This window comes from Myxococcus dinghuensis, assembly GCF_024198235.1.
GTDB classification, from domain to species: Bacteria; Myxococcota; Myxococcia; order Myxococcales; family Myxococcaceae; genus Myxococcus; species Myxococcus dinghuensis.
The window spans coordinates 258,632-279,459 of the sequence record NZ_JAKCFB010000002.1; the positions used below are offsets into that span (position 1 = coordinate 258,632).

Genomic DNA, 20,828 nt, shown 5'->3' on the forward strand with positions numbered 1-20,828 from the left:
CCGGGCGCACGTTGTCGCGTCAGCAACCTCGCGCCGCGGCGCCTGACACGTCCGTTGACGCGTCAGCGAGGCGCGGGGCAGGGTGTCGACGACGAGCGAGGAGGCGGGATGCGGTCAGGTCTTTGGAGGCAGGCGTGGGTTCCTCCCCGGGACCTGGCCAGGTGGGCACGCCATGCCTGTGTCGGCGCGGCGCTCGTCGGCTGCGGGCTCGCGGCGGCGCAGACACCGCGTGACGCAGCCGGTCGCCCTGCCCCCACGGCCGTCTCGCTCACCGTCAGCGGCGGTGTGTCGCTGGGCGCGTACGAGGCCGGGTTCCTGTACTACGCCGCCTCCTCGACGCAAGGCGACCGGGTCATGGACCTGCGGCTCGTCACGGGCGCCTCCGCGGGAGGGCTGAACGCGCTGCTGGCCGTCCTGGCGACGTGCGGGGTCGACGCCACCTCCCCGGGTCAGTCCCTGTTCTGGTCCACCTGGATTCCCGTGGGCTTCGACCGGCTCTTCGTCCCCGAGTCGACGACGGCGCTGGGCGTCTTCTCGCGCGAGTGGCTCGCGCGGGGGGCGCAAGACATCGAGCAGGCGTGGAACCGCGGCCTCCCGCGCTCGTGTGACGTGGTGCTCGGGGTGTCCACCACGCGGATGGAGCCGCGCGTGCTCCAGGCCGCCGGGGGCCGGCTCGCCCTGCCCCGGCTCGAGGAGAAGTTCGCCATCCGCATCCAGGGGCAGGGCCCGGGGCGCCCGCCGCGCGCGACGAACTACACGACCCCCGACGCCCAGCGCATGGAGCTGATGCTCGTCACCCACGCGGACGGCACCATCGGCTTCCCCCAACTGCGCGACCTGCTCTTCGCGTCGATGGCCTTCCCCATCGCCTTCCCGCCCCAGCCGCTGGACACCTGCGTGCCGGGCAGCACCGCCACCGCGGGGGTCTGCCTCCCGTCGGAGGCGCGCGAGGACCTCTTCATCGACGGCGGCGTCTTCGACAACACGCCCCTGCGCCTCGCCGTGGGGCTCGCCCGCGACGGCCTGCGGGAGACGCCCGACGGGCACCTGGAATGGAGCACCACCCCGCGCTCGGGGACCCGCCGCACGCCCACGAACATCGCGTTCGCGTTCATCGACCCGGACGCCACCGAGTACCCCGTTCCCCCGTCCACGCCGACGAAGGCCGAGACGGCCTCGCTCCCGGCCACGCTCGGCGAGCTGCTGGCGGCCTTCGTGGACACCGCGCGCTCCAAGGAGCTCGCGCTGCTGCTGGAGGAGGAGCCGGAGATCTCCCAGCGGCTGGCGCTCCCTCGCCGGCACTTCCCCGCCGCGAGCGCCCCGCTCTTCGCGTTCCTGGGCTTCTTCGAGACCGAGTTCCGCGTCTTCGACTTCTACCTGGGCATGTACGACGCCCGCCGGATGCTGGAGGACGCCTTCGGCGCGGACCGCGGCCGCTACTCCCATGCCCACACCTCGCCGAAGGGTGGCATCGGCGGGTGGCGGCCGTTCGCCTGCATGCGCGCCGTCTACGACTCGACCGGGGACGCCGAGCGGCTGTGCCAGGGCGAGGACCTGGCGGACTTCCGCGCGCTGCTGCAGGTCTCCCTGGACCAGCTGTATTCGGCGTGCAGCGCCGTGGGCGACAAGCCCCAGGCGACGACCTGGCGCAACGCGCACTGCGACCGGGCCATCGCCGGCGCGTCGCCCCCGCACGTGCCCGGCGTCACCCCCAAGCGGTGGCCGGACTGGAAGCGGAGCGAGAAGGAGACGGAGCTGGACTACACCATGCGGCTCCTCGGCGCGTATGGCTTCCACTTCCGCGACCTGGGGGTCGCCCCGGGACGCGGGGACCTGGCCATCACGCACATCCGCCGCACCCTGGGGCACGCCCTCGGCAAGCTCGCGGACGCCCAGCCCGGGTCGGACAAGGCGACGGTGCGCTTCGCGGGGAAGGTGGCGGCGGACAGCGTGACGTACGAGCCGCAGCAGGTGGTCATCCACGTCACCATGGGACCGACGCAGAGCGAGGTCGGCTTGAGTCTCGGGCTCTCACGGCTGCCGCTGCCCATGGGACTGCGGCTCGCGAGCGCCATCGACTTCCGGGGCCTGGAGGACATCTTCTCCGCCGCCAGCAGCGACCGCTTCGGCATCGAGGTCGTGACGGGGCTCGAGTTCCAACCCCAGGCGGAGCAGTCCATCCTCGCGCAGAGCCGCCTGGGCCTGCGGGGCGGGTGGCTGTTCAGTTCGAACGACCACTACGCCACCCAAGGCTGCGAGGAACGGGGCGCGCGCAGCGTCACGGCCTGCTCCCGCCCGGTGTTCCAGGCGTTCGCGGGCCTCACCTTCCTGGAGCGCTTCCGCGTCCAGGTGGTGGGCGAGTGGTATCCGGGCAGCACGTCGCGCAAGTCGCTGTGGGCCGTGGCGCCGGGCATCGGGTTGGAGCTGGGGCTGTAGCGGCCGATCCTCCGGCGTCCGTCAAGAACGTGCCCCGGTCGGGCCATCCCGCCCGAGCTGGCGGGTCTCACGCCCACTCTGCGGAGCAGGCGGGATTACCGATTTATCATACACAGACGAGCGCCACGAATTGACGCCCCAGGGGTGCGTTGTTCCAATCCGACAATCACACCCATCCACGGGAGAACCCGGTGTTCTCTTCACGCGTCACACGATGCCTCCAGGCCTGTTTCATCCTCTTCCTCTGGGCGGGCTGCGCGGAGCCGCCCGGGCCGGAGGAGGAGTCGCCCCTCCAGCCCGCGGTCGCCGCGCGCCCGCTGGAGGAAGAGGCCCCGCGGCCCCGCTTCGTCCCGGGCCGCGTCGTCGTGAAGTTCCGCGGCGGGACGAAGGCCCCCGCCGCGCGGACGACGCTGAGCCTGACGGGAATGACCTATCAGCAGGCGGACGTGCTGGCCGAGGGCGCGGAGATCTGGACGCTCGCGGCCCCCGACGCGCTGAAGGGGCAATCCGTGGCGGAGCAGGAGCGCCTCACCGAGGCGGCCCTCGAGGTGCTGCGCGGACGCGATGACGTCGAGTACGCCCACCTGGACTACTACCTCGCCTACACGGCCGAGCCCACGGACGCGCTCTATCCCTTGCAGTGGAACTACCCCGCGGTCCGCATGGCCGAGGCGTGGCAGTCCCTGGAGTACGCGGCCACCAACACCAGCACCGTGAAGATCGCCGTCCTGGACTCCGGGCGGCTGGAGCACCCGGACCTGTCCGGACGCTGGGGCGCCGGCATCGACTACGGCTACGAGACTCCGGGCATGTCCGACCCGAACCCCGCGGCGGACGGGAGGTGGCACCATGGCCTGCACGTGGCGGGCATCCTCGGGGCGAGGTGGGACACCGAGGGCATCGCGGGCATCTGCAAGGATTGCCCCCTGCTGCCCGTGAAGATTTCGTCGACGGGTGACGCGCCCATCATGAGCAACGTGGCGCGGGCCATCCGCTGGTCCGTCGACAACGGCGCACGCGTCATCAACATGAGCTTCGGGACGCTGGCCCCGAACGTCGTCCGCTGCTCCACCACCGTCAGCCTCCAGGAGGCCATCACCTACGCCGTCAACTCCGGCGTCGTGGTGGTCGCCGCCGCGGGCAACGACGCGCGCGACCCCGCCGAAGTGATTCCCGCCTCCTGCCAGGGCGTCCTCGTCGTGGCCGCCACCCAGCCCAACGGACAACTGGCGGGCTATTCCAACCGGGGCGCCTCGGTGTCGCTCGCGGCGCCCGGTGGCGGCCCGGATGTCTACGGCAACGGCATCGGTTGCGTCGACCCCACCCCCCTGGCCCCGTACAACGGGCTGGGAGGCGTCGTCTCCACCTGGGCCGTCTCCAAGCCGGGCGGTTCGATCGGCAGCGGGGACTACTGCCACCGCTACCTCAGCGGCACCTCCATGGCCGCGCCCCACGTCGCGGGCGTCGCCGCGCTCCTCATCGCCCAGCGCCCCACCTGGAGCGTCGCGCAGGTGAAGCAGCGCCTCCTGTCGACCGCCACGCCCGTCGCCCTTTGCCCCGCGTCCCAGTGCGGCGCGGGCCTGCTCGACGCGGGGAAGGCCGTCATCCGCTACCTCAACTTCCCCGGCGCCCAGTGCGCGTTGGGCGCCACCATGAGCGGGGGCACCTTCTCCTGCACCGTCGAGGAGGCGACCGGTGGAATCGCGCCGTATGCCCACACCTGGTCCATCGTCTCCAACGCGCAGCTCACCGCGTCCACCCCACTCACGGCGCAAGGCACCTGCACGCCGAACTCCGACTTCGTCCTGCGCCACATGGTGGTGGATGCCGAGGGCGCCAACCTGTCCAGGGACCACACGCTCCGCTGCCCACGGCTTCCCCTGGACGCGAGCGTCTCGTTCCAGCAGCTCCCCTCCTCCGCCCTGCGCCCCGAGCGCGTCTACAGCGTCTCCGTGACGATGCAGAACACGGGCAGCGAGCCGTGGACCGCGGCGGGTGGGTTCAAGCTGCAGGCCATCGCCCCCGCGGGCAATCCCCACTTCTGGGGCGTCAGCCAGGTCGAGCTGGCTCCGGGTGAGAGCATCGGCCCGGGGCAGTCCAAGCAGTTCCTCTTCGCCATCACCACGCCGTACGAGCTGGGGAGCTACCCGTTCCAATGGCAGATGGCGAAGGCGGGGCACGGCCTGTTCGGAGAGGCCTCGCCGCTGACCTCCCTGCAGGTCACCCTGCCCTCGCGCGACGCCGTGTTCGTGCGACACGTGGTGCCCACCAGCGTCGTGGTGGGGAGCCCCTTCACCGTCTCCGTCACCCTGCGGAACACGGGCAGCGGCACCTGGAGCCTGGCCAATGGTGACCGCCTGGGCTCGCAGAACCCGCAGGACAACACCACCTGGGGGACGAACCGCATCCTCCCCGCCCCCGGCGCCTCGGCCGCGCGCGGTGAGGAGATGACCTTCACCGCCACGCTCACCGCCCCCTCCACCCCGGGCCCCCGCTCCATGCAGTGGCGGATGGTCCAGGACGGAACCACGCCCATGTGGTTCGGCGCGTGGACGGAGAACCCCACCATCCAGGTCGTCCTGCCGCCCCATGACGCGGCGTACGTCCGGCAGTCCGGCCCCACCACGGTGATGGGGAACACGCCGTTCCTCTACACCGTGACGATGCGCAACACGGGCACCGAGGCGTGGCGCTCCGACACGGGCTTCACGCTGACGGCGCAGCACCCCGCGTGGTCGAACGCCGTGGGCACGCTGTCCCCTGGCGAAATCGTGCTCCCGGGCCAGGAGAAGATCTTCCAGGTCCAGGTCACCCCCACGGGCATCCCGGACTCCTATCCCCTCCAGTGGCGGATGAGCCAGACCCGGACGGGCGGCTTCGGGCAGCCTTCGTCGAGCGTCCCCATCAAGGTCATCCCCCAGTTCCAGGCGGAGTTCGTGAGCCAGACGGTGCCCACCCAGGTGCTCCCGGGGCAGGTCTTCCCCGTCACCCTCACCCTCCGGAACTCGGGCACCACCACGTGGGGGGCCTACTCCGGCTTCCAGCTCGCGCCGCTCGTCGAGAAGCCGAACGGCAGCAACTGGGGCATCGCTTCGCTGCCCCTGGCCCCGGATGAGGTCGTCCCGCCGGGCCAGTCGAAGACCTTCTCCTTCGACGCCACGGCGCCCCAGGACCAGGGCGGCCGGGTGTTCCAGTGGCGGATGCGGTTGGAGGTCTCTCCGCAGACGTACATCGCCTTCGGGGCGCCCACGCAGGAGGCGGAGATCCTCGTGGCGGGCCCCTGCTACTGCCCGCCCGGCACGATGTGCCCGGACGTGCTCTGCGAGGAGCCCCAATCCGAATAGCGGCCCCTCGCGCGACCAGGCGCCCGAGGCGACGAGGCCCCGGGCGCCGCGGCGGCTAGTAGCGGTACGTGTCCTGCTTGAAGGGACCCGTCTTCTTCACGCCGATGTACGCGGCCTGCTCGTCGGACAGCTCCGTGAGCTGGGCGTTGAGCTTCTTGAGCTGGAGCCGGGCGACCTTCTCGTCCAGGTGCTTGGGCAGCACGTAGACCTTGCCCACCTGGTAGCGGTCGCTCTGCGTGAACAGCTCGATCTGCGCGATGGTCTGGTTCGCGAAGGAGCTGGACATCACGTAGCTGGGGTGACCGGTGGCGCAGCCCAGGTTCACCAGCCGGCCCTTGGCCAGCAGGATGATGCGCTTGTTGTCCGGGAAGATGATGTGGTCGACCTGGGGCTTGATCTCCTCCCACTTGTACTGCTCGAGCGCGGCGACCTCGATCTCATTGTCGAAGTGGCCGATGTTGCAGACGATGGCCTGGTCCTTCATCCGCTTCATGTGCTCGTGGGTGATGACGCCCTTGTTGCCCGTCGCGGTGACGAAGATGTCCGCCTTGTCCGCGGCGTAGTCCATCGTCACGACGCGGTAGCCCTCCATCGCGGCCTGGAGCGCGCAGATGGGGTCGATCTCCGTCACCCACACCTGGGCGGACAGCGCGCGCAGCGCCTGGGCGGAGCCCTTGCCCACGTCGCCGTAGCCCGCGACGACGGCGATCTTCCCCGCCACCATCACGTCGGTCGCGCGCTTGATGCCGTCCACCAGCGACTCGCGGCAGCCATAGAGGTTGTCGAACTTGCTCTTGGTGACGCTGTCGTTGACGTTGATGGCGCGGAACAGCAGCGTGCCCTTGGCGGACATCTCCTGGAGGCGGTGCACGCCCGTCGTCGTCTCCTCGGTGACGCCGATGATCTTCGCGGCCTTGCGCGTGTACCAGGTGGCGTCCTGGGCCAGCTTGGCCTTGATGGAGGCGAACAGCTCGCGCTCCTCCTCGCTCGAGGGAGCGGAGATGACGCTCGGGTCCTTCTCCGCGCGCTTGCCCAGGTGCATGAGCAGCGTCGCGTCACCGCCGTCGTCGAGGATCATGTTCGGACCCTCGTGGTCGCTGCCCGCGGGGCCGAAGTCGAAGATGCGGTGGGTGAAGTCCCAGTACTCCCGCAGCGACTCACCCTTGTGGGCGAACACCGGGGTGCCGGCCTCCGCGAGCGCGGCGGCGGCGTGGTCCTGCGTGGAGAAGATGTTGCACGACGCCCAGCGCACCTGGGCCCCCAGCGCCTGGAGCGTCTCCACGAGCACCGCGGTCTGGATGGTCATGTGCAACGAGCCGGTGACGCGGGCGCCCTTGAGCGGCTGCTGCTTCGCGTACTCGTCGCGGATGGCCATGAGGGCGGGCATCTCGCTCTCGGCGATCTTGATCTCCCTGCGGCCCCACCCGGCGAGCGAGAGGTCGGCGACGGAGAAGTCCTGGTTCTTCTGCTGGGTCACGGCGGTCATGGTCATGGCTCCTGATTCGAGTGGCACAACGCGCCCTCGCGAGGAACCACCGAGCCGCCGGAAGCGGACCCACCCTCGCAAGCTGCGCGTTCAGGTGAGTGCCGTTGGTCCAATCCTCTTCGAGCCTGGGGCCGGGAGGCCTCGCAACACTCCTCGAAGTCGGTGGGGAAACTACGCAAAGCCGCCCCGACTTTCAAAGGGAGAATGCCTCCCTGGAGGGCAGGCCCGGGTGCCTCCCGAGACGCTCCAGGGCCTTGCCTCCGCGCGGTGGCAGGAGGTGGGAGCAGGCGGCCGGGCCCACCGCCCCATGCGTGTGCTTCTGGACAACCGCCGTCCCCCGCCGTAGTCGCCCGCCAGGGTTGGGAGAGGCTCTCCCACCTGTCGTACCGGAACGAAAGGGACGTCATCCATGGATGCACGCATCGGCCGCGTGGCGCTGGTCGCGCTCATGCTGTCCGGCTCCGCCTGCAAGCGGAGCGAACCGTCGGAGGGGGCGAAGGCCACGGAGGGCGGACGGCACGTCATCGCCCTGCTGCTGCCGGAGTCGAAGACGGCGCGGTACGAGTCGCACGACCGGCCCCTCTTCGAGGGCAAGGTGAAGGCCCTGTGCCCCACGTGCGAGGTCCTCTACGCCAACGCGGACCAGGACGCCGCCCGGCAGCAGTCCCAGGCCGAGGCCGCGCTCACCAACGGGGCCCAGGTGCTGGTGTTGGATCCGGTGGACTCGGCGTCCGCGTCGGCCATCGTGGCCCGCGCGAAGCAGTCGCGCATCCCGGTCATCAGCTACGACCGGCTCGTGATGAACGCGGACGTCGACTACTACATCTCGTTCGACAACGAGCAGGTCGGCCAGCTCCAGGCCCAGGCGCTGGTGGACAAGCTCATGGCGGACGGGCGGAAGATGGGGACGCTGGTGGCCATCCACGGCTCGCCCACCGACAACAACGCGCGGATGTTCAAGGCGGGCGCGCACCCCGTGCTGGAGACGAGCGGCTACCTGCTCGGCGCGGAGTACGACACGCCGGACTGGAGCCCGGACAAGGCGCAGCAGCAGATGGAGCAGGCGCTCACCGCGCTGGGCAAGAAGAGCCTCATCGGCGTCTACGCGGCCAATGACGGCACCGCGGGCGGCGCCATCGCGGCGATGAAGGCCGCGGGCATCTCCCCGCTGCCTCCGGTGACGGGGCAGGACGCGGAGCTGGCCGCCATCCAGCGCATCGTCGCCGGCGAGCAGTACATGACCGTCTACAAGGCCATCCGGCCGGAGGCGGAGGCCGCCGCCGAGCTCGCGGTGACGCTCGCCCGCGGACAGCGTCCCCCGCCGGAGCGCCTCACCGGCAAGGTGAACAACGGCCGCAAGGACGTGGCGTCCATCCTCCTGACGCCCGTGGCGGTGACGCGGGACAACGTGAGGGACACCGTCGTCGCGGACGGCTTCTGGAAGCCGGAGCAGATCTGCGTCGGGGTGTACCAACAGGCCTGCGCCACCGCGCGACTGCCCTAGCGAGGAGCGGGACGCAATGGCCGCCACGCCGCTGCTGGAGCTGAAGGGAATCACCCGGCACTTCGGCGCCATCCAGGCGCTGCGCCAGGTCGACTTCGAGGTCCACGCGGGCGAGGTCGTGGCGCTCGTGGGCGACAACGGCGCCGGGAAGTCGACCCTGGTGAAGACGCTCGCGGGAATCCTCCCCGTGGAGGAGGGCCAGGTCTTCTTCGAGGGCCAGCCGGTGCGCCTCACCGGCCCGCAGAGCGCCACCGCGCTCGGGGTGGCGACCGTCTACCAGGACCTCGCGCTGTGCGACAACCTGGACGTCGTGGGCAACCTGTTCCTCGGACGCGAGCTGACGGCGCGCGGCCCTGGTGGGTTGGACGAGACGACCATGGAGGTCCAGGCGACGCAGCTCTTGCGGAGGCTGTCGGTGAGCCTGCCCAGCGTGCGCACGCAGGTGGCGGCGCTGTCCGGAGGTCAGCGCCAGTCCATCGCGGTGGCGCGGGCGATGATGGGCTCGCCGCGGGTGGTGCTGCTGGACGAGCCCACCGCGGCGCTCGGCGTGGCCCAGACGCGGCAGGTGCTCGACCTCATCCGCCGGCTGCGGGAGCAGGGGCTGGGCGTGGTGGTCATCAGCCACAACCTGGTGGACGTGTTCTCCGTGGCAAACCGCATCGTCGTGATGCGGCTGGGCAGGCGCGTCGCCACGTTCGACACGAAGGCGGCGCGGGAGGTGGACGTGGTGGCGGCCATCACCGGCGTGGACACCACCGAGTCGAACCCGCGACTCACGGCGGAGGCCCCATGAGCGCCCAGGTCCCCGTGGATCCACGCCTCGTCTCCGATGCGCCGGGCCCGAAGGGGGCGTGGGTGGCCTGGCGACGTCGCCTGGCCCAGGGCGAGCTGGGCAGCCTGCCCGTCCTCGTGGGGCTGGCCTCCATCTGGCTCCTCTTCTCCTTCGCCAATCCGCGCTTCCTGTCCGCCGTCAACCTCACGAACCTGATGCTCCAGATATCGGCCATGGGCACCCTCTCCGTGGGGCTCGTGCTGGTGCTCCTCCTGGGGGAGATCGACCTGTCGGCGGGGGCGGTGAGCGGCCTGGCCGCGGCGGTGATGGCCACCCTCAGCGTCCAGCGCGGCTGGGCCCCCGTCCCCGCGTTGCTGGCGGGGCTGGGCACGGGCGCGGCGGTGGGCCTGTTCCACGGGCTGTGGATGACGTGGCTGCGCGTGCCCTCGTTCGTCGTCACGCTGGCGGGCCTGTTGGGCTGGCAGGGCGCGCTGCTGTCGGTCCTCGGCGCCACCGGCACGGTGAACCTCACGGACGAGGTCATCCTGGCGCTGACGGGGACGTTCTTCCCGCCGGCCGTCGCCTGGGGCGCCGCGGGGGTGGTCATCGCGCTGCACGGGGCGACGGTGGCGCTGGGACGCCGTCGCAGGGCGGCGGCGGGACTGCCGCTGCCTCCCTGGCGACACACGCTGATGACGGTGGCGGGGCCCGCCGTCGTCATCGTGGCGGCGGTGGCGGTGTTCTCGTGGGACCGGGGCCTGCCGCTCGCGGTGGTGCTGTTCGCGGGGCTGGCGTCGGGGGTGGAGTGGATGTTGCGCCGCACGCGCTTCGGCCGTCACGTCTTCGCGGTGGGCGGCAACGCGGAGGCCGCCCGGCGCGCGGGCATCCGGGTGCGTGGGGTCCGGGTGGCCGTCTTCACGCTGGCCTCCACGCTGGCGGCGGCGGGCGGCATCCTCGCGGGCTCGCGGCTGATGGCGGTGAACCAGTCCTCGGGCAGCGGCGACGTGCTGCTCAACGCCATCGCCGCGGCGGTCATCGGGGGGACCAGCCTCTTCGGCGGGCGCGGCTCGGCGTGGTCCGCGCTGCTGGGCGCGCTGGTGATTGGCTCCATCTCCAACGGCATGGACCTGCTGGCGCTGTCGTCCTCGGTGAAGTTCATGGTCACCGGGGGCGTGCTGCTCGTCGCCGCGTCCATCGACGCGCTCTCTCGACGGGAACGACAGGCGGCGGGTCGCGCGTAGCGGGCGGACCGCGCATCCCGGGGCCGGCCTCTTCGGTGAGACGAGGGCCCCGGGAAAGCGGCCCACTCACACCTTGCGGTCCACCTCGGGGTCCTTGACCCAGTTGCCCTTGAACCAGTCGTGCTGGCCGTAGCGGTACGCGGCGCGGTCCACGCCGCCGTAGTTGCCGGTGACGATGTCGGCCAGGTTGGCCAGGGACTCGGAGCCCGCGCGGTAGTACTTGGAGTGGTCCGCGATGTTGCTCTTGTCGCCACGGTCCGGCGCCTCGGCGGTGAAGCGGTTCGCGCCGAACTTGTCCTCGGACGGGTCCTGCCCCAGCGGGTCTCCCGGCATGTTGCTGCCGTTGAGCCAGGACACCACGTCGCGGCTCGCGGAGCCGGACCAGGTGTGGCCGTTGGCGAGCGCCCCGTCGTAGTCCTTCACGCTCTTGGCGCTGCCGGCGCCGGGGCTGCCGATGAGCACCAGGTCGTCGGCCTGCAGGCCGTTCTTGTCCGCGGCGATGGAGGCCGTGGTGCTGCCATAGCTGTGGCCAATCACCGTCAGGTGGGGCTGGTTGCCCTGGCGGCTGGCGCGGATGCCGGCCACGTCCGAGGCGAGCAGCTTGGCGCCGTTCTCCGCCGCGTTGTCCGACGCTACGTTCTGGAAGCCCGGCGCGTCGTAGCCCATCCACGCCACCGTCGCGACCTCGCCCTGCGCCGCGCCCGCCTGCTTGCGCAGGTTGAGCGCGTCGCGGGTGATGTTGTCCATGTAGCCGCGCACGTCCGAGTTGAGCCCCGGGACACTCACGGACACGTGCTTCGCCGTGTCCAGGTTGCCCGCCACGATGGCCGCGCGGCCCTCGCCCTTCACGAAGGCGGAGTCATAGACGAGCAGCTGCGCCGTGCCCGCCTCCTTCTCGACGACGGCCAACTGCTGCTGGACCGCCTGCGCGTTCTCCAACTGGCGCTGCTTCTCCTTGGAGAGGAAGCTCGCCGCGGGCTTGTCCGCGTCACTGCCCGGCGTCACCTTGTCCTTCATCTTGTCGAAGAGGCTCCGGTCCGCGAGCGCCGCGGCCTTCGCCTTGTTGGCCTCGCCGGCGAGCTGCGCGATCTCCTTCTTCAGTTGGAGCCGGTTCGCGCCGTCGCGCACGGAGGCGGGCAGGCCGTCCATGGCGCCCACCTTCTTCGGGTCCGCGTTGAGCGCCTGCATCTGCTGGGTGGGAGACAGCCCCTTCCACCAGCCCGCGCGCGCCTTCGGGTCCGCCGGCGCGCTGTCCGCGGGATTGGCCGAGACGGCCCGCGCCGCGACGCCCGTCAGCTTCTCGCCGCCCGTCTTCCGGGGCGCCTCGAACCCCGTCGCGACCTCGCGGGGCTGGGCCTTGGCCTTGGCGACGGAGACCTCGTTGCGCGGGGCGGGAGCCACGACCGCGCGCCGACGGGTTGCTTCAGCGGAGCTGTTTCCAACGGGGCCCAGGGCCATGACATCGCCTCATGTGGGATGGGGGATGCCTTAATCTTCGGATGTAGGAGAAAAGAGTTTCCTGGGGTTTGGGAAAATGTGATGACGCACCGGGCCAGGGCGGACACCCGCTCAGCGGGGGTGTCCGCCCGTCGAGCCTCAGCGCAGGGAGGAGCCCGAGACGACCGTCACGGTCGACGTGGCATGCCCCACGAAGCCGTACTCGTCCTTGAACAGGTCGAAGTCGACGACGTAGCTGCCCGGCGGCGTGTTGGCGGGGATGGACTTGGTCAGCGTGAAGGAGAAGTCATCTCCCGGCGCCAGGTTCACGCCGTGGTCGGAGAAGGTCGCGGGCCAGGCCGCTGGTTCGGCGTTCAGGAAGTCGTACCAGGCCCACCAGCACGACGCGGAGTCGTTGTTCTTCACGTAGAGGGAGAACGTGACGTCGGAGCCCGCCGTCGCCGTCACCGTCTGCGGAAGGAAGGTCAACGTGGGCGCGGACAGGACGCACGGGGGGACGACGTCGATGGTCGTCGCGCCGCTGACGGTGAGGCCGTCGCGCGTGACGTTCAAACCCACGAGGTACGCGCCGAGCGGCGTGCTCGAGGGCGTGTAGTACTGCAGGCCGAACTCCACCGTCGACGCCGCGGCGATGGTGCGCTGGGCGCCCAGCGGGTCTGCGCTCCAGGGCGGGGTGATGATGCGCGCGAGCTGGAAGGTGCTCGGCAAGCAGCCCGCCGAGTCCCGGTTGGTGATGCTGACGTCGACGATGGGGCGGGCTCCCGGGCTGACCGTGGGCTCCCACGTCGAGGCGACGACGCGCGGCTCGGCGCGGATGCACGCGGAGGCGCGGTACTGGATGGTCACCGGGAGACCGGCGGGCGTCGCCGTCCCCACCGTCACCGACAGGTTGCTGTACGGGTCGTCCCACGTCTGTCCGGACGGCAGCGCGGGATCCAACCAGGACTCGGTCGCGGTGAAGTCGAGCAGGTCGCTGGTGGAGCCTCGCGTCTGGGAGTCCTGGTAGTGGATGAGCGCGCCACCGAAGACCTGGGGGTTCAACGCCCAGTCATAGCCACCCAACGGCTGGCGGTACTCCAACCACAGCCACGCGTCGTTCGCACTCCCCCGGCGGACCTTGAGCGCCTTCACCCCGCCGCTCCCCTCCACCGGGGCGAGCGTGAAGGTGCCACCCACGCCGTCCACCTGCGTCATCTGGGACGAGGCCAACCAGCCGAGGCGAGCCTTGTGGGGCACCGCATAGTGGCCCAGGAGCGAGCTGCCCATGGTCGAGAACGCGTCGCCGTACTCGACCCAGCTCCCCGCCCTGCCGAGATAGCTCAGCGGCTCCGCCCCGAAGTCACGCGTACGCCCGTGGTCCAGTGACAGGTTGTGCCCGCCCTCGTGCGTGAGCAGCCTCACCATCGAGTCGGTGCCCGAGGAGGACCCGCTCGCGACGATCCATGACGTGGATGCCTGGACGAGGCCGTCGGGCGTCGTCAGGGATGAGCACGACAGGGTCCCCAGCCCTCCGTAGTGACATCCCTCCACGGGGGAGGGGTGGATGACGAAGATGCGGTTGAACTGGGTGAGGTCCACATCCGGGGCCGCCGCCTGGATGGCGGCATCCCGCATCGCGTCGCTCTCGTTGCAGGCATAGGCACGGTCCAGGGTGTACCAACCCGCCACGCTGCCCGTCGTCGACGTGCGCCCCTCGGAGACCTCGTTCCAATAGCCATTCAGCGACCGGCCCTGGGTGGCGAAGAACACGGACTCGATGGCCTGGGGCGTCCAGTCCGGACGCGCCTGCCCCGGGAAGTCCACCAGGATGGCCAGGGTGCGCTGCACGCCCGTGGTGCGACACCCGTCCGCGCCGGACTGGGCCGACACCGCGCGCGGCTCGACCTCCGCGGACCGCGCCACGAACCCCCGCGCCTCCTGGCGCCCCTTCAACTTCACCCGGTCGCCGCTGACCAGCCCCTCCGGCGCGCCTCCGGAGAACGCCACGGGCCTCCGGCTCCGCCCCTCCACGAGCGAATACTCCACGTACGACGACTCGAACGTGGGCGAGTCCACGACCCGGACCTCCAACTCCCCTTCCCGCGTCTCCTCCGGCGCCACCGACTCCGACGGCGGAGCCTCCGGGGACTTCGACCCCTGCGTGCTACAGGCCGCGAGCAACACGGCCGCCACCATGCTCCAAGTGCGCGACATTTCGCCTCCGGTGAATGGCCTCCCGGGGCCACAGCTCCGCCAGCCGGGCGCCGCGCGCGTTGTGCCCCTACCCGCACACCCTGGCAACAACGGTGAAACACGGAAACGAACAATTCACGGGGGTGGCGGCGCTCGCGCGTCCCGTCATCCACCGACGACGGGCGCCGCTCACCGACGACGGGCGCGGCTTCGCAGATGAGCGCCCCCTCGAGCCGCGCGGCGCCCCTAGCTTCCTGTTCGCGCTGCCTCGTTCCACCCCCAGCGCGCGGGAGAAACGCCGTGTCCGACTTCAGCCCCACTCGAAGGACCCTCCTCGCCGGCGCCGCGGCGTCCACCGCCGGGTTGGCCCTGGGCCCGCGGCTCGCGCTCGGCGCACCGGGCGCCCGCGCGCGGCCGGGCTCGGAGCCCGTCCGGCTCTTCTCGAACGAGAACCGCTATGGCCCCTGCGAAGGGGCGCTGCGCGCCATCCGCGAATCCGTCCACCTGAGCAGCCGCTACACCGCGCTCGATGCCCTCCAGGCCTTCCGCCAGCGCGTCGCCGAGGAGGAGGGCGTCGCGCCGGAGCAGGTGCTCGTCACCGCCGGCTCCCTCGAGGCCCTGTCCGCCGTGGCCGGGCGGTACGCCCTGGGCGGTGGAGGCGTGGTGTGCTCGGAGCTGACCTTCCCCGCGCTACCCGAGTACGCGGAGACGCTGGGCGGCAAGGTGACGCGCGTCCCACTGGACGCGAACCTGGCGCACGACCTGGACGGGATGGAGGCGCGCGTGGGCCCGGGCACGAAGCTCGTCTCGGTGTGCAACCCCAACAACCCCACGGGCACCATCGTCGACGCGAAGCGGCTGCGCGACTTCTGCGAGTCGGTGTCCCCTCGCGCCACGGTGCTGGTGGACGAGGTGTACCTGCACTACCTCGAGCCCTCTCCCGCCAACTCCATGGTGGACCTGGTGCGCGCGGGGCGAAACGTCATCGTCGTCCGCTCCTTCTCCAAGATCTACGGGCTCGCCGGCATGCGCGTGGGCTACGCCCTGGCCCAGCCGGACGTCGTCAAGGCGCTGTTCCAGTGGCGCATGGCCCTGCCCAACCCGCTCTCCATCGCCGCGGCGAGGGCGAGCCTGGACGACAAGCAGTTCGTGCCGCGCATGCGCAAGCACACCCAGGAGGCACGCCGCGTCACCTCCGCCGTCCTGGACGAGCTGGGGCTGAAGTACGTCGCCGGCCACGGCAACTTCATGTGGATCTCCCTCGCCGCGGACCAGCTCGACCTGCCCGCCCGGCTGGCGCCTCACGGCTTCCACGTGGCGACCGTCCCCTCCAACCCCATCCCCGCCAACATCTCCGCGCTGCGCCTGACGCTGGGGACGGTGGAGGAGATGCGCGCGTTCGCCCCCGCGCTGCGCGCGACCCTGAAGGGCCGGGGCTGACGAGGCACGGCCCGCTCGTGCCCGGTCGCCGCGACAGCGCCAGTCGCTCTGGTAGGTTGAAGCCCATGGAACACCGGCCGGCCACGCTCCCCTCCTTCTGGACCCTGCAGTTCGGAGGGTGGGGGCTGTACGCCGCGCTGCTCATCATCACCTTCATGCCCATCGTCGCGGCCGAGGGAGGCGAGCTCCGGTTGATGATGGCCAAGGGCGTGCGCGCGGGGTTCGGCCTCGGGCTCACCAGCCTCCTGCGCCTGGGCTACCGCCGCGCCTTCCCCGGCCCCATCAAGCGACAAGCGGCATGGTCGCTGGTCGGCGGCACCGTGTTCGGCCTCGTCTGGGCGCTCCTGGGCGAGGCGTGGGCCGCGTGGCTCTACGCGGGCACCTACCAGTGGGCACCGAAGCTGGTCCCCCGCTTCGCGCTCGAGTACGCCATCACCCTGACGGGCTGGAGCGCGCTCTACTTCGGAATCAAGCACGCGCGCGCCTGGCAGGAGGAGCGGGAGCGGGCGTTGCGCGCGGACGCGCTCGTCCAGGAGGCGCGGATCGCCTCGCTGCGCCACCAGATGCACCCCCACTTCCTGTTCAACGCGCTCAGCTCCCTTCGGGCCCTGATTGGCGAGGACCCCACCCGCGCCAGGAGGATGGTGACGGAGATGGCGGACTTCCTGCGCTTCTCGCTCCAGAAGGCGGACACGCCCCACGTCCCGCTGGAGGAGGAGCTCGCCATGGTGCGCAGCTACCTGAGCATCGAGTCGGTGCGCTTCGAGGAGAAGCTGGACGCGAGCCTGGACGTGGCACCGGGCCTGGAGCACCAGCGGGTCCCCGCCTTCCTCATCCAGCCCCTGGTGGACAACGCGGTGAAGCACGGCATGGCGTCCGGGGTGCTTCCGGTGCGGGTGCGGGTCAAGGCGCACCGGGAACACGGGTCGCTCCGGGTCCTCGTGTCCAACACGGGCCACTGGGCGCCCACGTTCCGGGAACCGGACCCTCGCGGCACGGGCACCGGCCTGCGCAACGTGCGCGAGCGGCTGACGCAGTTGTTCGGAGCGCGGGCCCGACTGACGACCTCGGAGACGGAGGGCTGGGTCCACGTCCTCGTCGAGCTGCCCGCCGAGGCGCCATTCCATTTCGAGGAGAGCCATGACGACGCCCCAGCGCGCCCTGCTCGTGGATGACGAACGCCTGTCCCGCGCCGAGCTGCGCGAGCTGCTCCTGCCGCACCCGTGGGTGAAGGTGGTGGGCGAGGCGGACAGCGTCGCGTCCGCGCTCGCGCGCATCGAGGAGCTCCGACCGACGCTCCTGTTCCTCGACGTGCAGATGCCGGGGGAGAGCGGCTTCGACCTGCTCGGTCGACTGCCCGAGTGCCCCTTCGCCGTCATCTTCGTGACGGCCTATGACGCCCACGCGCTGCGGGCCTTCGAGGTCAACGCGCTGGACTACCTGCTCAAGCCCGTGCACCCGGAGCGGCTCGCGCGCACGTTGGGTCGAATCACGCCCCGGGAGCCGGGCCGCGCAGAGCCGACACCGGGTCCCAGCCGGCAGAAGCTGGCCGAGGGAGACCTGCTCCTGCTGGAGGACGGCGCGAGGTCGCGCTTCGTGCGCGTGGAGCAGCTCGTCTGCGTGCGCGGCGCGGGGGACTACTCGGAGGTCGTCACCGTCGATGGCGCGTGCGTCCTGTCCCCCCGGCCGCTGAAGGACTGGGAAGCCCGGCTCCCGGAGCGGTCCTTCGCGCGCATCCACCGCTCGGCGCTCGTCAACCTCACCTTCGTCGAGCGCGTGGACCGCGGCCTGGGCGGAGGCGGCCACGTGTACCTTCGAGGCGTGGCCGTCCCCCTCCCGCTCAGCCGCCCCCACGCGGCCGCGCTGCGCGAGCGCTTCGGTTGAACCGGGGCAGCGCGGCTCAGCGCCCCGAGGCCTGGGCGTCGACCGCGGCCAGCTCGCTCTTGTCGAGCTTCAGCTCGGCGCCCGCGAGGTTCTCCTCCAGGTGCTTCACGGACGAGGTGCCGGGGATGGGCAGCATCACCGGCGAGCGCGCCAGCAGCCAGGCGAGGGCGATCTGCGCGGGCGTCGACTGGTGCTTCTTCGCCACCGAGTCCAGGGGACTCCCGGGCTTCGCCAGCCCTCCCGTGGCCAGGGGGAACCAGGGGATGAAGCCCAGCTTCTCCCGTTCGCAGTAGTCGAGCACCTGCTCGTGCACGCGGTCGGTGAGGTTGTAGCGGTTCTGCACGGAGACGACGTCCACCACCTTCCGCGCCTGCTCGATCTCCGCCACCCCCACCTCCGACAAGCCGATGTGGCGGATCTTCCCCTCCTTCTGGAGGGCCTTCAGCTCGCCGAGCGACTCCTCCACGGGGACCTTCGGGTCGATGCGGTGGAGCTGGTACAGGTCGATGCGCTCCAGCTTCAGCCGCCGGAGCGACATCTCCAGCTCCTGGCGCAGGTACTTCGGCGCGGCCACGGGGAACCACTGGTTGGGCCCCGTGCGCACGAGCCCCGCCTTGGTCGCCACCACCACCCCCTTGGGATACGGGTGGAGCGCCTCCGCGATGATCTCCTCGCTGACGTAGGGGCCGTAGGAGTCCGCGGTGTCGATGAAGTCCACGCCCAACTCGACCGCGCGGCGCAGCACGCGCACGGCCTCCGCCCGGTCCTTGGGTGGCCCCCAGATTCCGGGGCCGGTGAGCTGCATGGCGCCATAGCCCAGGCGGTGGATGGGCAGGTCGCCGCCCAGCTTGAAGGTTCCACTCTTTTCGACGGGACGCGATGAGGTGCCGCTCATGACGTGAGTCCTCCTGGGACGAAAGGTGGGGCGTGTCCTAACGAGGGGCACCGCGTTTCGCGCGTCCTCACGCGGAGGGTCATCACGGCCCCGGCGCCAGCGGATATTCCCGGGAGCGCGACTTTTCACCGGGGACCGGGTTGAGGACGGGATGACCACCCGCTCCCTGTTGCTGTCATTGACCTGTGTCCTCTGGTGTTCCTGTGCGCCCGCGCCCGTCGAGGACGCAAAGGCCCCCACCCCCACGACGTCTCCGGAGGAGCACGCGCTCTCTGCCGGGCTCGTGTTCCCCCAGGACGACGCGAGCTGGCCCACGGTGGACCCGGCCACCGCGGGCTGGGACGTGGCGAAGCTGAACGCGGCGTTGGACTTCGCGGGCTCGCGACAGACGCGGGGGCTCGTCATCCTCCAGGACGGCCGGCTCCTCGCGGAGCGCTACTGGGCCGCGACCCCGAACTTCATGCGCGACATCGCCTCCGCGCAGAAGAGCGTCGTGTCGGTGCTGGTGGGAATCGCGGTGGACAAGCAGTTGCTCACGCTGGACCAGTCCGTCACCAGCCTCCTCGGCGTGGGGTGGTCCAACACGGGCCCGCTGCTGGAGGCGCGCGTCACGCTCCGTCACCTGCTGACGATGACGAGCGGCCTGGACACGTCGCTCCAGTACGACGCGGCGCCGGGGACGAAGTGGCTCTACAACAACGACGCCTACCACCGCCTGCGGCTCGTCCTGGAGCGGCGCACGGGCCTGGACATCGACACGCTCTCCCGGGCGTGGCTCTTCCAACCGGTGGGAGCGACCCACAGCCAGTGGAGCCAGCGCGCGGACACGGACAGCAAGGGGCTGCCGCTGTGGGGGCTGGAGATGAACGCCCGGGACCTGGCGCGCTTCGGCCTGCTGACGCTGGCGAACGGCCTGTGGAACGGGACACGCGTCGCGCCGGCCACGTGGCTCGCCGCGGCGACGGCGCCCTCGCAATCCCTCAACCCCTCCTACGGCCGGCTGTTCTGGCTCAATGGCCAGCAGTTCGCGCTGATTCCGCCCCTGAGCGCGCGCATCGACGGCCCCCTCATCCCCAGCGCGCCCCAGGACCTGTTCGCGGCGCTGGGGAAGGATGACCAGAAGGTCTACGTGAGCCGCGCGCTCGGGCTCGTGGTGACGCGCATCGGCGCCCAGGCCGGGACCCGCACGGCGGAGACCCTCTCCGACTTCGACGAGGAGTTCTGGGTGAGGTTGATGGCCGCGCGCAACGCCTCGAACATTCCTTGACAGGAATATATCCAATCAGGAATATATCGGCCATGTTCGAGACGTTCGCGGCGCTGGCCGAACCCAACCGTTTCCGCATCGTCGAGCTGCTGCGCTCCGGGGCTCGACCGGTGAGTGACATCGGTGAGCAGCTCCACCTCAATCAGCCCCAGGTCTCCAAGCACCTGAAGGTCTTGAAGGAGGCGGGGCTGGTCGAGGTGCAACCTCGTGCCCAGCAGCGGCTCTACGAACTGCGCGCGCAGCCGTTGCGCGAGCTGCACGAATGGTTGGAGCGCTATCGCCAGCTCTGGGACGCGCGCTTCGATGCAATGGACGAGCTCCTCGAGGAGCTCCAGCAGAAGGAGAAGCCCCATGGCCGAAAACCGAGGCACTGAGTTCCCCCTGCACGACACCGCCATGACGACGCCTTCGGATCGCGAAATCGTGCTCACCCGCACGTTCCGCGCGCCGCCCCGCCTCGTCTTCGAAGCCTGGACCCAGCCCGAGTTCGTCAAGCGTTGGTGGGCCCCGAAGTCCCGCTGCGTCGAAATCGTGGAGTGTCGCGCCGACGTCCAGGTGGGCGGCGCCTATCGCTACGTGCTGCGCGCCGAGGGCAATGAAATCGGCTTCAACGGCAAGTACGTCGAAATCAACCGCTACACCCGGCTCGTCTACACGCAGATCTTCGAGCCCTTCCCCGACTCGCCCCTGCTCATCACCGTCACCTTCGAGGAGCACGAGGGCAAGACGCGCCTGCGCTCCCACGAGCTGTACCCGACGAAGGAGGCCCGCGACGCCACCATCGCCGCCGGCATGGAGCACGGCATGCGCGAGACGATGAACCAGCTCGACGACCTCGTCGCCTCGCTGCACTGAATTCGTCCAAGCCCGCTCGAAGCGTCCTCGGTACACGTCAGCGCAGGCATCGCCATCCCGGCGCGTGCCGCACA

The 20,828-nt window shown here is 70.8% G+C and carries 15 protein-coding genes and 1 riboswitch; of the genes, 11 read left to right on the forward strand and 4 right to left on the reverse strand.

The features are described 5' to 3' along the window. Nucleotides 1-108 precede the first annotated feature (108 nt). Nucleotides 109-2,436 (forward strand): patatin-like phospholipase family protein, encoded by a 2,328-nt coding sequence (locus tag LZ198_RS03705; RefSeq protein ID WP_253970465.1) that lies wholly within the window; start codon nucleotides 109-111, stop codon nucleotides 2,434-2,436. A gap of 191 nt (nucleotides 2,437-2,627) precedes the next feature. Continuing rightward, nucleotides 2,628-5,780, forward strand: coding sequence for a S8 family serine peptidase (locus LZ198_RS03710; RefSeq protein ID WP_253970466.1), 3,153 nt, complete (start codon nucleotides 2,628-2,630; stop codon nucleotides 5,778-5,780). Between the two features lie 55 nt (nucleotides 5,781-5,835). Here LZ198_RS03710 and ahcY read toward each other — a convergent pair whose 3' ends face one another. Further along, on the reverse strand, nucleotides 5,836-7,266 hold the full coding sequence (gene ahcY, locus LZ198_RS03715) for an adenosylhomocysteinase (protein ID WP_253970467.1): 1,431 nt from the start codon (nucleotides 7,264-7,266) through the stop codon (nucleotides 5,836-5,838). Between the two features lie 89 nt (nucleotides 7,267-7,355). Further along, a riboswitch (S-adenosyl-L-homocysteine riboswitch) is annotated at nucleotides 7,356-7,427 on the reverse strand. A 248-nt stretch (nucleotides 7,428-7,675) separates the two neighbouring features. Between ahcY and LZ198_RS03720 the strand changes: the two genes are divergently transcribed. Genes LZ198_RS03720 through LZ198_RS03730 form a run of 3 tightly spaced genes read left to right on the forward strand, consistent with a single transcriptional unit; the run spans nucleotide 7,676 to nucleotide 10,783 of the window. Then, nucleotides 7,676-8,770 (forward strand): ABC transporter substrate-binding protein, encoded by a 1,095-nt coding sequence (locus LZ198_RS03720; RefSeq protein WP_253970468.1) that lies wholly within the window; start codon nucleotides 7,676-7,678, stop codon nucleotides 8,768-8,770. Between the two features lie 16 nt (nucleotides 8,771-8,786). Next, a complete protein-coding gene (locus tag LZ198_RS03725) occupies nucleotides 8,787-9,563 on the forward strand; it encodes an ATP-binding cassette domain-containing protein (RefSeq protein WP_253970469.1) in 777 nt (258 codons plus the stop codon). Beyond that, a complete protein-coding gene (locus LZ198_RS03730) occupies nucleotides 9,560-10,783 on the forward strand; it encodes a sugar ABC transporter permease (RefSeq protein WP_253970470.1) in 1,224 nt (407 codons plus the stop codon). Before LZ198_RS03725 ends, LZ198_RS03730 begins: the two co-directional genes overlap by 4 nt. 66 nt (nucleotides 10,784-10,849) lie before the next feature. On the opposite strand, the gene LZ198_RS03735 is transcribed toward LZ198_RS03730, so the two are convergent. After that, complete coding sequence (locus LZ198_RS03735; protein ID WP_253970471.1) at nucleotides 10,850-12,184, reverse strand: alpha/beta hydrolase; 1,335 nt, start codon at nucleotides 12,182-12,184, stop codon at nucleotides 10,850-10,852. Between the two features lie 195 nt (nucleotides 12,185-12,379). Then, a complete protein-coding gene (locus LZ198_RS03740; RefSeq protein WP_253970472.1) occupies nucleotides 12,380-14,434 on the reverse strand; it encodes a hypothetical protein in 2,055 nt (684 codons plus the stop codon). A gap of 279 nt (nucleotides 14,435-14,713) precedes the next feature. Here LZ198_RS03740 and LZ198_RS03745 point away from each other — a divergent pair, with 279 nt between their 5' ends. The 3 genes from LZ198_RS03745 (at nucleotide 14,714) to LZ198_RS03755 (ending at nucleotide 17,737) form a co-directional block, all read left to right on the forward strand. Continuing rightward, the gene (locus LZ198_RS03745) at nucleotides 14,714-15,853 is read left to right on the forward strand and encodes a pyridoxal phosphate-dependent aminotransferase (protein WP_253970473.1); all 1,140 of its coding nucleotides are present in this window, start codon (nucleotides 14,714-14,716) and stop codon (nucleotides 15,851-15,853) included. A 65-nt stretch (nucleotides 15,854-15,918) separates the two neighbouring features. After that, entirely contained in the window at nucleotides 15,919-17,028 is a 1,110-nt protein-coding gene (locus LZ198_RS03750) for a sensor histidine kinase (protein WP_253970474.1), read from the forward strand. Next, the gene (locus tag LZ198_RS03755) at nucleotides 16,994-17,737 is read left to right on the forward strand and encodes a LytR/AlgR family response regulator transcription factor (RefSeq protein WP_253970475.1); all 744 of its coding nucleotides are present in this window, start codon (nucleotides 16,994-16,996) and stop codon (nucleotides 17,735-17,737) included. The genes LZ198_RS03750 and LZ198_RS03755 overlap by 35 nt, the downstream gene beginning before the upstream one ends. A 16-nt stretch (nucleotides 17,738-17,753) precedes the next feature. On the opposite strand, the gene LZ198_RS03760 is transcribed toward LZ198_RS03755, so the two are convergent. Further along, on the reverse strand, nucleotides 17,754-18,632 hold the full coding sequence (locus LZ198_RS03760) for an aldo/keto reductase (protein WP_253970476.1): 879 nt from the start codon (nucleotides 18,630-18,632) through the stop codon (nucleotides 17,754-17,756). A 151-nt stretch (nucleotides 18,633-18,783) separates the two neighbouring features. Between LZ198_RS03760 and LZ198_RS03765 the strand changes: the two genes are divergently transcribed. Genes LZ198_RS03765 through LZ198_RS03775 form a run of 3 tightly spaced genes read left to right on the forward strand, consistent with a single transcriptional unit; the run spans nucleotide 18,784 to nucleotide 20,754 of the window. Then, entirely contained in the window at nucleotides 18,784-19,899 is a 1,116-nt protein-coding gene (locus LZ198_RS03765; RefSeq protein ID WP_253970477.1) for a serine hydrolase domain-containing protein, read from the forward strand. Between the two features lie 32 nt (nucleotides 19,900-19,931). Beyond that, the gene (locus LZ198_RS03770; RefSeq protein WP_253970478.1) at nucleotides 19,932-20,273 is read left to right on the forward strand and encodes an ArsR/SmtB family transcription factor; all 342 of its coding nucleotides are present in this window, start codon (nucleotides 19,932-19,934) and stop codon (nucleotides 20,271-20,273) included. Beyond that, nucleotides 20,251-20,754: an SRPBCC family protein gene (locus LZ198_RS03775; RefSeq protein WP_253970479.1), complete on the forward strand. Its 504-nt coding sequence runs from the start codon at nucleotides 20,251-20,253 to the stop codon at nucleotides 20,752-20,754. Before LZ198_RS03770 ends, LZ198_RS03775 begins: the two co-directional genes overlap by 23 nt. Nucleotides 20,755-20,828 lie beyond the last annotated feature (74 nt).